This window comes from Vibrio viridaestus (assembly GCF_003856525.1).
Taxonomy (GTDB): domain Bacteria; phylum Pseudomonadota; class Gammaproteobacteria; order Enterobacterales; family Vibrionaceae; genus Vibrio; species Vibrio viridaestus.
In genome coordinates, this window is record NZ_RJVQ01000005.1 from 244,427 (window position 1) to 258,928 (window position 14,502).

Sequence of the window (14,502 nt, forward strand, 5' to 3'; positions counted from 1 at the left end):
GAGATCTGGCTTTTTATTTGCTCTTTATCTCTTCACGAATTTATTCAATAATTTACTCTAACAAATCCAATGCATATGGCTTTCGAGAATTCTGATGATTCCAATAATAAAAAATGGGTATGCGCGATTTAAAGCACTACCCAAACTAATACGAGTATTAACCTATCTGCTCTCCACATACACCCTGTTTCTTCTGATTGTTGGCGTGTTAGTTCCTCAGATCGCTCAGAAGCAAATCCCGCAGCAGCTTAATAAAATAACGGGTAGAAACGTCTCTATTGGTGAAGTCCGAATTAACCCCTTCTTACTTAGAGGAACGTTAAACAAATTCAATATTCTTTCGCAAGACGGAAAGTCTACCTTTATTTCTTTTGAACAGTTCCAGATAGAACCACTGTTTTGGAAAAGTGTTTTTACACTCACACCAACACTCGACTATGCAGTATTAAAACAACCTGTCGTTAATGTCTCTTCAAATATTGATAGCCAGGGTAATACACGCTTTAGCTTTCAAGATATTGTGGATCATATCGCCCAAAATAGTGCTGAAGAGCCTAAACAACCAGAATCACAAACGTCAGAGCCCTTTGCATTTATTGCGCACAGTATCCAGTTAGTTGATGGTGAAATTTCATATTCAGATAAAAATAAGAATGTCGATTTCAACTACCCTAACCTCGATTTAGCAGTGGACAACATCAATATCGGAACCCAAGAAGCCCGGTCAGATCAGAGCGGTAGCCACAATGATTTTAGTCTGGCACTAGGTGGTTCCGACAATAAATTGTTGACGATTAACGGCGCGTTTCAGCTATATCCTTTAGACATAAATGGTAAGTTTGCATTCAATCAGTTTGATTTGACCAACGTTTGGCCGTACATAAAAGACTACGTTAACGGTAAGCTCACCAAGGGTATACTGTCTGTTTCAAGCAAGTTTAACGTTGTTGAACACAACGAGAATATTAATATCACCACCAACAGCGGTGAGCTAAGTGTAAAACAGTTAACATTGAAGTCAGCTAATAATGCACCAGCAATCTACCTTGATACTTTTGACATCAATAAAGTATCGATGAATTTAGAAGAAAAGCAGGTTTCTATCGCGTCTTTAGTGTTGGATAAACTGCAGGTCTATGGAAACTTGAACAAAAACGGTGTTGACCTAGCATCACTTTATCGTGAGCCCAAAAGCAAAGTTACTTCTAACACTACGGCAAAAAGTCAATCTGCTAAAAGTCAGACTGAGCAGAACACAATTGGAACAAAAGGTGACGACGATATTTGGTTGATAAAACTAGCCACATTCAAACTGAGCAACAGCAAAGTTTCATTGACTGATAACGCAATCGCAAATAATGTTAAATGGTCTCTGGATCCAATTAATGTCCAGGTGAATCATATCCAAAGTGACTTCCAAAAACCTCTAGATTACACCCTATCAGTTGGATTGTATGACAATGTAAATCAGGGGAGCAAAAATACCGTTGGTACAATAACCAGTGATGGTAACGTCAATATCCAAGAGCAGAATGTATCAAGTAATATTGCTATTTCAAACATCGACCTAAGTGATCTCCAGCCTTATATTTCTCCCTACGTGAATATTGACCTTAAAAAAGGGCTATTCTCAACTAAAGGGAAGCTATCAACCTCATTTGATGCAACACAATTGATCTACCAAGGCGACCTAGGTATCGAGTCCTTACATATTAATGATAAGCTTGAGAATCAGCCATTCCTGACCTGGGCTGATATGAATATTGATAGTCTTTCATATGACCAAAAAGGAAATACACTGAATATTGGTACCGTAACCTTCAATAAGCCTTATGCAAAAGTGTTGATTGATAAGAATCGTAATACCAATATCAACGATATTCTTAATACTAAGGAACAAAAAGCGACCAAAACTAACTCAAGTACAAAAGCCTCAGCTAAAGAGACAAAAACGGCCCAATCTGAAACGACAAAAGAGGCTCAGAGCAGCCTTAAAATTGCGGTACACAAAGTACTGGTGAAAAATGGTTCCGCCTACTTCTCCGATCTGTCTCTTACCCCTAACTTTTCTTCGGGTATAAACAGCATTAATGGTCAAATAGATAAGTTAACCTCAAGCGCTGAAACAACGGCCAACGTAAATCTGAAAGGGAAAATAGACCAATATGCGCCAATCACGATCAAAGGCGATATCAATCCTTTACTTGCTTCACCTTTTCTCGATCTTACACTCGACGTTAAGGGTGCAGAGCTAACTTCGATTAACCCTTATTCCGGGACTTATGCTGGTTATTATATTGATAAAGGTCAGATGTCATTAACCTTAAAATATCTTTTGCAAAACAATCAGCTTAATGGCTCAAATCATGTTTATATTGATCAGCTAAAACTGGGGGAACCAAGTAACTCTAAGGTGGCGACTAGCTTACCAGTCAAACTTGCCATAGCACTTCTGCAAGATAGAAATGGTGTCATCGATCTGGGTGTTAATGTATCGGGAAATGTAAATGACCCAAGCTTTGGTATCGGTAGTGTCATACTCACTGCAGTGAAAAATATCATTGTCAAAGCGGTCACGGCACCGTTCTCATTACTCGCGAACTTAATCGGCAGCGATGAAGATTTAAATATTATCAAATTTGCTCCTGGCTCCTCTGCCTTATCGACTGAAGAACAGAATCGACTGGATCAACTGTTCAAAGCATTACAGCAGCGGCCTAAACTCAAATTGAGTATCGCTGGATATGTTTCTCAGACACAAGATGCTCAAGCACTCGCTGAAACAGAAGTTAAAAATGAGCTGCAGAAACTGATGGGTGATGAAGCGCTTCCTCAAACATTGACGGCAAGTCAACTCCCCACTGAAGGTGACATAATCGATGCTCTGGAAACACTTTATGAGAATAAAGTTGCTGACGACTTATCTGAGTTAAGAGATTCCATCGAACAAAAACTAACACGGGATATGCCAGACAAAGAAATTAGCAGCGAAGACGTGGAAAAAAGACTGCACATTACGATGTACAACCAAATTGTTAACGCAGTCGATGTCCCATTACAAAGTCTAGGCTCGTTAGCTCATCAAAGAGCCTCGGAAGTTAAAAACTACCTTGTAAATACAAAAGGAATTGATCCGCAGCGCATATTCTTGGTGAATAGCCGTCCAACAGAAGATACTGATAAAAGTGAAGTCAGTATCGAGTTGGACAACTGATCTAGAACGGTTCACATTAATTGATTAGGCTCCGCAAGGAGCCTAATTTTTTTGAAATGGTTTCATTGCCTGAAGATAAGATCGGCCAGTTAATTTTTTCATTACAAAAACTGCAGATACGTGAATTAGTGCAGCAAAGAATGTTAAATTCGCTATGACTTCGTGAAAGTCTTCAAGCCAGTGAGGTACTCCATCCCATTTTTCCATTAACAAGCCAGTTATACCTAAAGTAAGAAGACCTAACCACAATAACCAAATCATAACGGCACCGGCAGGATTGTGACCCACGTGTTCATCTTTCCCCTCTCTCACAACGTCTTTAACATGCTCTATTGCTTTTGAAACAGAAGGGAGGAATCTTGTAAGCCTAGCTGGCGAATGTACAAATACTCCCCATATTAGGCGAGTAAGTACGATAACCGCCGCAGAATAACCCACCCATTGATGAATAGTGCTACCCGCTTCTGTAAGAAAATAGTTAATGATAAATAACACTGCCACACTCCAATGGGTAAATCGTACCCATGGATCCCAAATAAATTTGTTCATTTCAGCCTCTTAAACTCATCAAGATAATTTAGAAATCAAATTCAGATTAATCCTGATTTCTTAAGAGAGTCTTAAGTCTCAAAAGATAAAGTGCTCAGCACAATAACTTTAAAGTAGATAAGACTAATTCTCATGAAACCAGGAAACATCGGTATAAAAAGACTTTTTTATGCAGGAATCTATTCAGCACAAGGCCTGAAAGCTGCATGGAAAAACGAAGCGGCTTTCCGTCAGGAAATCATCGTAATCGTTCCTCTATGCTTAATCGCTTTGAGCCTGAAGATCACTGTTATTGAGCAACTCTTTTTAGTGACATCGCTTGTCTTCGTCCTCATTGCCGAATTATTTAATTCAGCGATTGAGGCTGTCGTGGACAGAATCAGTGATGAGCTTCATGAATTAAGCGGCAGAGCAAAAGATATCGGCTCAGCAGCTGTCCTTATCTCGATATTTCTAGCCATCTTTATCTGGGTGTGGGTATTACTATGAAGCTACTGAAGAAAATCAAAAATCAAGGTCTGTCATATCATATTATTACGATGATATTAGCAGCGTACTTTGCTTTGGTCTTGAATCTTCCGATATACAAAGACTTAGCGGGTATTTTCTCGAAATTGGAAACGGTAGATAAAGGCTTTATATTCTCAATACCGTTCTTCTTCTTCTTTGCGCTAACGTTGATTTTTAGTGTTTTCACCTGGCCTAAGATAACCAAGCTTCTTTTCTCAGTCGTTATTTTAGTATCAAGTATTGTCTGCTACGCCACCTTCAATTACGGCATTATTTTTGATGTCGATATGATACAAAATATTCTAGAGACAAATACAGGTGAGGCCTCATCATACCTCAGTATTACCTCGATCGTTTGGATTGTAGGACTCGGTATTTTACCCGTTGCCTTATTGGTTTGGGTTCCAATCAAACGAGAAAAAGTGCTGCCATTTTTCTTTAAAAAAATGGGAACGATGGTAATTGCTTGCTTGGGGATCGTATTAATTGCCTCGATGTACTATCAGGACTATGTCTCTGTTGGCCGCAATAACAGCTATCTCAGAAAACTCATTATTCCTACGTATTATGTCCATAGTATCGACAAATATGTTCGTAATACCTATTTCAGTAAACCTATTCCATTTAAATCGATCGGAACGGATGCAAAACAAGTGGCTGATATCGATAGCAATCATAAGCCAACCTTGATGGTTATTGTATTAGGTGAAACCGCACGCGGACAAAACTACCCATATAACGGCTATCATCGCAATACGACGCCATACACAGATAAAATGAATATGGTGTCGTTTAAAGACGTGCACTCCTGCGGTACCGCGACCGCGATATCTGTACCATGTATGTTTTCACGACTTGATCATGCAGACTATGATGAGCAACAGGCCTATCATCAGGACAATCTACTTGATGTGTTGAAAAGAGCGGACGTAGATGTGCTTTGGAGAGAAAATGATGGTGCATCAAAAGGCATTCCTGTTAACGTCAATTACCAAAATATAGAACGTACAGATAAACATCCATTATGTGATAATAGCAGTTGTCTTGATATGGCTTTACTGCAGGACTTCGACAAAAATGTTGACGACCTAAACGGAAATCGTCTTATTGTCTTACATCTTATTGGCAGTCACGGTCCAACTTACTTTAAACGTTATCCGGATAATTTTGCGTACTTCCAACCCGATTGCCCGAGATCAGATATCGAAAATTGCACTCAAGAACAGTTAATTAACTCCTACGATAACACGATTCGTTACACAGATTATGTTGTTTCAGAGGCAATTAATAAGCTCAAATCTCTCTCAGACAAATACAATACTGGTCTGATGTATCTTTCTGACCATGGGGAATCACTAGGGGAAGATGGGATTTATCTTCATGGGATGCCATATTCGCTCGCTCCAGTCTATCAAAAGCGAGTCCCTATGATGGTTTGGCTATCACCGCAGATGCAGCAAACGAAAGATATTGATGAAAGCTGTCTTCGTACAGAAGCCGGCAAAGGCGGGTTCTCTCACGATAATCTATTTGATTCTATCCTAGGCGTGATGGACGTATCGACGAATATTTACCGTGGTAAAACCGATATATTCGCAGCCTGTCGTGCGCATAGCCCTCTCACACTGGCTAAGAATTAAAAGCAATCTTTGTCTTATCATCACAAAGAGACGCTTTTGCGTCTCTTTTTTCATCTAAAATAGTCCACAAATTCCTACCACGGAAGTTCTTCACCATTGGAGTGCCAAAAGGTTCCTGTGGTCGATATAGATAAAGCATTAATTCGCTCAATCAAGCTAAATGCTGCTTCTTGCGCAGTGATATTCCCTCTTCCACCAACCATTTCAGTCTGTACGTATCCCGGATGGAGAATAGCGACTGCGATCCCCCTAGGTTTTAAATCAATAGACAGTGATTTTCCTGCGGCATTCAATGCAGCTTTTGACATTCGATAACCGTAGCGACCACCAGAAGAATTATCCGCAATTGACCCCATTCGACTGGTCACTAAAGCAATTTTACTACCTTTAGACATATTACCTAAGAGTGCTTCAGTTACTCTGAGCGGACCAAGTGTATTAACGACAAATTGGTCTTCTATGGACTGGTAATCAAGACAGCCTAATTGCTCATCTCTCAAAATTCCTGCGTTATTGATAAGCAAGTCAATTTCATAAGGTGCTAGCGCTTTTGATAATTGCGCGACTGATTCCGCATCAGAAACATCAATATTATTGATTACCATAACATCGAGTTCTTCAAGAGCGGGGCTTGCCTGCCGACACACAGCGTAAACCTTCCAACCCATTTCTACATAGTGTTTCGTTAATTCCAAACCTATGCCTCGGTTCGCTCCTGTGATGACTGCTATCTGGGACATACCCACTCCTTTTTGACTCGATGTTTCGAATTGCTTAAACGCTTATTCGACCATGTTAACCCTTTTGATGACTAAACCTCAAACTCAGACACCTGAAATCGATATATAGCATATGGGCTTAACATCACAAAACTCAATATATCTTATTGATTAGTATATACTAAAATATTCATAGAATTCATAATAACCTTTGCTTTTTGAATAATAGTCTCTATTCTTACAACAAAGAGTTAGCATCAATTATTTATGCGCATAAAAAATCTCACGGTCTTTACATGTATCTTTATTTTGGTTAATTTGATCTGCCTTGCTGGCGTTCTATTCAGTGCGTACAGAACGATTGAAATCAATGCAAATTCTTCCATATCCCAACGGTTTCATTCCATCACAGCTTTATCAGAGAAGTTTGAACGCGCCTACTTTGACGATCTTGTTGCGACCAATGGTGACTGCGAAGCTTTTTCAAGCAAGGCCAAAATGGTCACGTTTTACGAGCCTTATATTCGTGCGTTAACCTATGTTCAAGATAAACATTTGCGATGTGACTCATTGTACGGTGAAAGAAACATTTTCATTCGCGAAGCTGCAAACTCTTTTAGATCAGTGATGTTCTTTGCACATAGTGTTGTTGACCCGACATCTGCGGTCATTGCGTTTAACATATCAAAAGACGACGGAAAAACCGTTGTTTCTTACGGTATAAACTTATCAACTTTTCAAGATATCATGTTAACGCTAGAGCACTTTTACGATGTTAGCATGGTTATAGGGGACTATGAGATAACGACTTCAGGTTTCACTCATCTATCTCAAGATCTCAAGCAAAAGTTTATTAATAACACCATTGAAATGAACGGCTATCAGGTTCACTACGATATTACTTACAGCAAATTTTTAACGTTTACCTTAACCAACTACCGCCAGTTTATATTTATTCTTTTCTTCCTCTCATTTCCGATTACTTACTGGGTATATGGTGGGATCAAACGCTTAGACCTAAATGCACATAAAATTGCTAAAGGTATCAAAAGATCTGAATTTGAACCTTACTACCAACCTATATTCAATGCTAAAGGAAGCATAATTGGCTGCGAAGTGTTAGCTCGATGGAATAGCAAGTCAGGGTTAATACCACCCGATATATTCATTCCGCAAGCGGAAAAATCGGGTCAGATTCAGGCCATTTTTTCTCAGTTGGTAACAAAAACGATTCAAATGCTGTACACATCAGGTAGCTTACCGACGAAAGAATTTCATGTGGGAATCAATATTAGTGCACCTCAGATATCTCAGAGTCAATTTATCGAAGACTGCGTCAAACTCGCTCAGACACTCAAGCGTTACGATGCGATACTGGTCCTTGAGTTAACAGAAAGGATTCATCTCCCTGAAGACGAATTACTACAGCAAACTTTAAAAATACTGAGAGATGAAGGTATTAAACTCGCTCTGGATGACTTTGGTACTGGGTATTCATCCCTGCTTTATTTCGCAAAAATTAAATTTGATATCCTAAAAATAGACAAAACATTTGTTGACCTAATCAGCCAAGAAAATGACCAAAAACTGCTACTAAATAACGTTATTGACCTTGGCCGGCAATTAAAAATCCGAATTACCGCAGAAGGTATCGAAACGCTCTATCAATACGAATATCTCAAACAATATAATATCGATTACTATCAGGGATATTATTTTGATAAGCCTATGCGGGCGAAAGATTTCATGGCCCGTTATTTACTTAATTAAGATATCTAACTCTCGTTCAACCATTGTGTTATAAACTGATCTTTTGAAACCGGCTTTCCGAAGAAATATCCCTGAAATTTACTGCACTCTAAACGGCTTAACGTATCGACTTGCTCTTGCGTTTCAACGCCTTCAGCAATAACTGACATTCCCAGCTTAGTAGCCGTTGTAATAACAACCTCAATGATGGGCTGGGTACTTTTACTCGCACTTAATCCCTGAACAAACGAGCGGTCGACTTTGAGCACTTCTAACGGAAGCTCATTTAGATATTTCAAGGAAGAATATCCAGTACCAAAATCATCAATCGCGAAGGTAACGCCAGCTTGCTTCAGGGTAGCCATCTTATTCGTCGCGATGTCGAAGTTGTTAAGTAACATATTCTCGGTAATTTCTAACTCGATGAAGTCACCCGGAAGATCAAAGTTACGGAGCTGATTGAGAATATAGGAGACAAAATCGACCTGTTGAAAATGAATAGGACTTATATTGATGGATACCCTACCCAAATTGGCCATTAGGCCTTGCTCTCTACAGTGACTTAGAAAACGAATGCTTTCTCGTAAAACCCACTTATCAATGTCGACAATCAACCCACTCTCTTCAGCCTGAGGAATAAAAGCACCTGGCATAACTAATCCTTTAGTCGGGTGGTTCCAGCGTACTAAGATTTCAGCGCCAAACAGCTCTCCCCGCTCAGTAACTTGCGGTTGTAACCATATCGCCAACTGATCATAATTTAATGCAGCGTGCAATTCGTCCTCTAACTGCAAGATCTGCGTTGCATCTGACTGCATTTCATGACGATAAAACTCTATACTGTTTCTTCCCATCGCTTTTGCTCGATACATTGCAGTATCAGCACAACGAAGTAACTCTCCAGCATCAAGACCATCACCTGGGAAAAGACAAATCCCAATACTACACGTGCTGTGTAGAGTCAGTCCTCCGGACGTAAATGGGCGCGCTAGAACCTCCAAAAGTTGCTGGGCAAGGAGCTGTGCCTTTTCAGCCGCCACGATAGACTTATCCGCTAATTGGAACAGTGCGAGTACAAATTCATCTCCGCCTAGTCTTGATGCCATAGACTGATTGGGTGCTATCTGTCTCAGTCTGGTCGAGATTTCTTTTAGTAACGAATCACCAACCATATGTCCCATTGAATCATTGATATATTTAAACCTATCTAAATCAAAATACAGTAAAGCTCCATACTGATGATTCTTAATGTGAGATTCCATCTCACTTTCTAGTTTTTCCGTTAGCATTCTTCGATTCGCTAAATTGGTCAGTGAATCAAAATAGGCCATTTGATAAATTTGTCTTTCTGCCAACTTACGCCTGGTTACGTCTCTGACATTGACCAACACGTAGTCCTCAGCACTCAACGTCAAGGCAACAGCGCGGCATTCCAGGTAGTGGCTGGTGTCTTTAAAATAGACATCTTCGTACTCAACCACAGCCTCATTTGCTGTTTGGGCAAAAATGTTCTGCATTTCATCAGAATCGTACAACTCACTGTATGAGAACGCATATTTTCCAACAATCTCACTGCTGGGCTGACCTGTAATTTCGACGGCTAAACGATTTACCTGACAAATTTCTGTTGATGGCCTACACAAAAACATCGCATCGCCTGAGTTTTCCATAAGTGAGCGAGAAAACTTTTCGTTTCGACTGATTTGCTCAATAGCAGCTTCAAGTTTAGCGGATGCTGCATGATTAGCTTGCCATTCAAACTGAAAGCGCTCCACCAGCAAGCCAAGCTCATCCTTGATCGCGTAGGGCGGATTCTCTATATCCGCTCGAGTTTTAGCGCCACCAATCCAATGAGCAATATTGACTATAGGTTTGGAGAGTAGAAGATAGGACACAAAGAGAATCAAGACGGTTAAAATAGCCGTAAACAGGACGGTTGATGTCAGTATGATGGTCGCCCTAGACGTAATACCTTCAACTAGACTGATTTCATTTAAAGACACCTGAAGTGTTGCGAACCGTTGCTTTAAATTTGAAATGTCTAATTTATACCGCTTTTCAGCCGGGATATTGATAAAGTAAGCACCGAGCTTAGCGACCCAGTTAGGCTTGTCGGTTTTGTTGTTAGTCACAGTTGCTAGTGAATCACCAAAATCGTCAATTAACGAAGCCGATTGTATAATTGGGTTATGGGCCAAACTCTGCAGTGCTTCTTCTGCAAGTTTTTTGTCCAAGTTATAAACCGCACTTGCTAATGCCGGTCGGTGTAAACTGACAAACCTTTCTAGATTATCGAGCTGCCTACTCCGTTCACTGGTGATATCGAGATAGACTTGCGCTATTCCGGAAATAATCCCACATCCAAGCGCGAGTAACATAACATACAATGCCTGCCGGGTTGCTATACCTGTTTTCAACGTTGACACCCTTTATAAGGTGCTTTCTGAGTAACCAAAATATTTTGCTCTAATCTTTTGATAATGCCCATTATTTTTTATTTTCCTAAGCCCCTGATTAAATGTTTTTATGATCTCACTGCTATGTGGATAGTTTTGACTTACGCATAAATGCAGATGAAGTGGACCGACATCGTCAAGGTATGTCGCTTTTATATCTTTAAAGAGTCCCATTGATTTTGCCTGATAAAATACGGGATTTTCCGGTCCATAAAAAACGTCAATGCCACGATAGGCAATACTGATTAATCCGGAACGAAGATCTTTTGTTAAGTCATGGGGAATATTTGCATCTTTAAGCTGGGTTTGAACACCCCAACCATCGACAGCAACAACAGAAAAATGTTTGAGATCATCCAGTTTCGAGATTTCAGTAGTATCTGTAGACTTCAACGTTATCGCGACCTGACGAGGGGCACTGATTGGATCACTGAAATACATAAATGACTTGCGCGATTGACGAATACTACACGACATTGTTCCGGCTATCTCTCCGGCTTTCATGAGCTTTAATATACGCTTCCACGGCAAGACTTTAAATGTTACCGGTTGCCCCATTTCTGAAAAAGCAGCACGAACAACTTCTATATCAACCCCTGAGATGGTATTTTTTTCTAAGTCGACGATAAGATATGGCGGGTAATCAACCGCATAAAAAACCAAGGGTTCACTCGCTTTACTGCCAGAAGTAAAAAATAAACAGAGCAAGAGAAGTTGAGAAGACAGAAAGCCAAATTTCATGTTGTTAGTTTTTGTGTTCGTTTTATTAGTCTCATATTAGGGAATTATTCCTTTGTATTTCAATAGGCAAGTATGAATTTATGGCTAACTATCACTTTATGAATAAAATTATCGACAAAACAAGTCGTATTTGTGAGAAAAATCGACTCAAATAAACAATTAATAAGCAGGTATGTATGACTCAAGAACGTTTCTCAACAATACAGCAGCGTGCTCTAGAGCGAAAAGGAGGAAAGGATAACCTCAATAAATTACTCTCTAGCCCACTGAGTAAAGACCAAATTGCAGACATCACCGAAGATAGATGGTTAGCAGGATTTAGTCTTAAGGTTTTCCAGTCCGGTATTCGCTGGGATGTGGTGAGAAAAAAGTGGCCAGCCTTTGAAGAAGTATTCTTTAAGTTCAATCCTGATTCTTTACTGCTGTTATCAGATGAACAATGGGAGAGCAAAGCTCAAGACCCAAGAATAATCCGTCATCTCACCAAAGTAATGTCAATTCCGCACAACGCGCAGATGATAGTTGAAGCTCGACGCGAACATGGATCGTTTAGCGAGATGATAGCAAATTGGCCTTCTGACTCTATCTCAGAACTTTGGCTTTATTTAAAAAAACACGGTAAACGGCTAGGTGGAAATACGGGCCCCTATTCCCTTCGTCAAATGGGAGTGGATACATTCTTGCTGACTTCTGATATTGAGGCATACCTCAGAAATACCGATATCATCAATACGTCATCCGTTAGTAAAAAAACGCTGATATCGATCAATCAGGCATTCACAGAATGGCAACAGCAATCCGGGCTTCCATTCACTCAGATTAGTCAGATCATCGCCTATAGCGTTGGCGATAACACGCGATTCGCTCAATAAAAAAGGTGGCTGATATTAGCCACCTTACTAAATAGTTAAGCTATTGGATTAGATACTGCTTTTAAAAAATGAAAGTTCTTTTTTCAATGTAATCACTAATCCTGAAATATCGTCATTCGCGGTAGACGTTTGCTCCGTATTCTCTAAGTTATTCTGAACAATCGTATTAATTTGCTCTAAGCGTTGTGATATATCCTGTGTTACGGACGACTGCTCTTCCGAGGCAGTAGCAACCATCGAATTCACCTCCGATAGTAGCGAGACTTTGTCCCGAATTAGGCTAAATGCTTCAGCGATTTCTTGAGTAATCTGATGTGATTCGCCAACCAACTCAGAGTTATGAGTCATATAATCATCCGCTTTTTGTGATTGCTCTTGTAGCTGCACAATAATATTTTGAATATTAACGGTAGACTGCTGTGTTTTGGCTGCTAGCGCCCTAACTTCATCTGCAACCACTGCAAAGCCACGGCCTTGCTCTCCAGCCCTTGCAGCTTCGATAGCCGCGTTAAGTGCGAGCAAATTGGTTTGTTCTGAAATGTTATTGATGACCTCCACTACCGAGCTGATACTTTCAGCATGCAATCTCAATTCATTAACTAATTCAGCGGATTTACCCATCGATTCACTAACTCTGGCTGAAATCTCCTCAGAACGTCGCAACGTTTGAGTACTTGATTCGATAACTTCCATACTGATCGTAGTAGACGATTCAGCCTCCTGAGCATTCTGAGCAACATCTCCCGCAGTAGCCGAAAGTTCGGTTGCTGCTGTAGCAACCTGCTCTATCTCAGCTAATTCGTTTTGTGCGTTTTTATAGTTTGTTTTAATGACTTCTGAAATTTGAGTTTGATTCACACTCAACTGAGATAGTACCGAATCAGACGCATTAACAACACCTGCAACACTGGTCTGAAGCTTCGTCAAAGAACTCGTGATGATGTCGAGTTCATTATTCGCACTCGGGATATCAAATGAGTTAAATTTGCCCTGTGCCATATCCCCCAAGACATTAACCACATTAGGCAGATATCTAAGTTCTCTTTTCAGAATGATATAAACACAGATAGCCAGAATGACGCCAATAATAACCAAAGCAGAAATCATTAGAGTGATAAGGTGATTTGCTGTGGTAACCGCTCGGTCTAAATCGAGAATAGTGAATACAATATTGCCGTCGCTTAAGGTGTGCTTCGAAACACTAAACCATTTTTCTGAAGGTGCCTGATATTGAAGAGGTTCCTCTCCTGCTTCCTTATACACGGGTCTCACTTCATAAATATCTTTATATAACCAGTCTTTCGCCAAACCATCAGACAAAAGTACTTGCCCTTCTTTATCCGCTATCGCATAGCTCAAGCCAAACTCAGGCATGACGTCAGACAGAGCAACGTTAATACCAAACACACCGACTTTTTTATTATTCTGGATGATTGCAGAACTAATCGTGATCACCAGATAACCCGCTCGCGACTTATACGGAGTACTCACATTAAACGGGACATCGTGGTCCATCACACTGACAAACCACTCACGTTTTAGCTCACGAGCACTAAAATTCGCTAACCAACCACCACCATTTAATGTGCCGTATAATTCGCCTTTATCATTTGTAATGTAAACATCCTGAAATGCAGGGTTCGTTTTCTGAATATTTCTGAGCATCGACAACACTTTGTCTTGGTCGAAGTTTTCGTTAGGGTTAAATGAAACGGAATCGGCTAAGGCCTGAGACTGAGCACCCAACGAACCTAAAACAGTGGTATAGGCTTGAGAAATGGTGTTGACAATAACAGCATCAGATTCTTTCACATTATCTGTTCGCCATCCGGCCAGATACTGATAAACACCAAAACCACTTAACACAATTAAGACAGCCAAAATGGCCAGGAAGAACAGGTTAATTCTCTTTATCATAGGATCCACACTTAGCTAATAGAAACAGAACGTTGTAGTAGGAGACACTTTTATTTACTTATTAGTTATTATCGTCTGATGATGTTTAATCTTTATACAAAATAGTACATTTTTAGAAAAAAGATTTTACTTATA

General features: G+C 40.0%; 10 protein-coding genes. 5 read left to right on the forward strand and 5 right to left on the reverse strand.

What is annotated here, in order from left to right:
• Window positions 1-94: 94 nt before the first annotated feature.
• On the forward strand, window positions 95-3,214 hold the full coding sequence (locus EES38_RS13420) for a DUF748 domain-containing protein (RefSeq protein WP_124937720.1): 3,120 nt from the start codon (window positions 95-97) through the stop codon (window positions 3,212-3,214).
• 42 nt (window positions 3,215-3,256) lie between these two features.
• Here EES38_RS13420 and EES38_RS13425 read toward each other — a convergent pair whose 3' ends face one another.
• Window positions 3,257-3,763 (reverse strand): cytochrome b/b6 domain-containing protein, encoded by a 507-nt coding sequence (locus tag EES38_RS13425; protein ID WP_124937721.1) that lies wholly within the window; start codon window positions 3,761-3,763, stop codon window positions 3,257-3,259.
• Between the two features lie 132 nt (window positions 3,764-3,895).
• Here EES38_RS13425 and EES38_RS13430 point away from each other — a divergent pair, with 132 nt between their 5' ends.
• Together EES38_RS13430 and EES38_RS13435 are read left to right on the forward strand one after the other, a co-directional pair.
• The gene (locus EES38_RS13430; RefSeq protein ID WP_124937722.1) at window positions 3,896-4,252 is read left to right on the forward strand and encodes a diacylglycerol kinase; all 357 of its coding nucleotides are present in this window, start codon (window positions 3,896-3,898) and stop codon (window positions 4,250-4,252) included.
• Complete coding sequence (locus EES38_RS13435; RefSeq protein WP_124937723.1) at window positions 4,249-5,913, forward strand: phosphoethanolamine transferase; 1,665 nt, start codon at window positions 4,249-4,251, stop codon at window positions 5,911-5,913. The genes EES38_RS13430 and EES38_RS13435 overlap by 4 nt, the downstream gene beginning before the upstream one ends.
• A gap of 74 nt (window positions 5,914-5,987) precedes the next feature.
• On the opposite strand, the gene EES38_RS13440 is transcribed toward EES38_RS13435, so the two are convergent.
• Complete coding sequence (locus EES38_RS13440) at window positions 5,988-6,653, reverse strand: SDR family oxidoreductase (RefSeq protein WP_124937724.1); 666 nt, start codon at window positions 6,651-6,653, stop codon at window positions 5,988-5,990.
• A 246-nt stretch (window positions 6,654-6,899) separates the two neighbouring features.
• Between EES38_RS13440 and EES38_RS13445 the strand changes: the two genes are divergently transcribed.
• Entirely contained in the window at window positions 6,900-8,402 is a 1,503-nt protein-coding gene (locus EES38_RS13445) for an EAL domain-containing protein (protein ID WP_124937725.1), read from the forward strand.
• A gap of 5 nt (window positions 8,403-8,407) precedes the next feature.
• Here EES38_RS13445 and EES38_RS13450 read toward each other — a convergent pair whose 3' ends face one another.
• Window positions 8,408-10,798: a putative bifunctional diguanylate cyclase/phosphodiesterase gene (locus tag EES38_RS13450; protein WP_124937726.1), complete on the reverse strand. Its 2,391-nt coding sequence runs from the start codon at window positions 10,796-10,798 to the stop codon at window positions 8,408-8,410.
• Window positions 10,799-10,810: 12 nt separating this feature from the next.
• A complete protein-coding gene (locus tag EES38_RS13455) occupies window positions 10,811-11,578 on the reverse strand; it encodes a substrate-binding periplasmic protein (protein WP_124937727.1) in 768 nt (255 codons plus the stop codon).
• Between the two features lie 176 nt (window positions 11,579-11,754).
• Between EES38_RS13455 and EES38_RS13460 the strand changes: the two genes are divergently transcribed.
• Window positions 11,755-12,450 (forward strand): DNA-3-methyladenine glycosylase I, encoded by a 696-nt coding sequence (locus tag EES38_RS13460; protein ID WP_124937728.1) that lies wholly within the window; start codon window positions 11,755-11,757, stop codon window positions 12,448-12,450.
• 48 nt (window positions 12,451-12,498) lie between these two features.
• Here EES38_RS13460 and EES38_RS13465 read toward each other — a convergent pair whose 3' ends face one another.
• Entirely contained in the window at window positions 12,499-14,367 is a 1,869-nt protein-coding gene (locus tag EES38_RS13465; protein ID WP_124937729.1) for a methyl-accepting chemotaxis protein, read from the reverse strand.
• Window positions 14,368-14,502 lie beyond the last annotated feature (135 nt).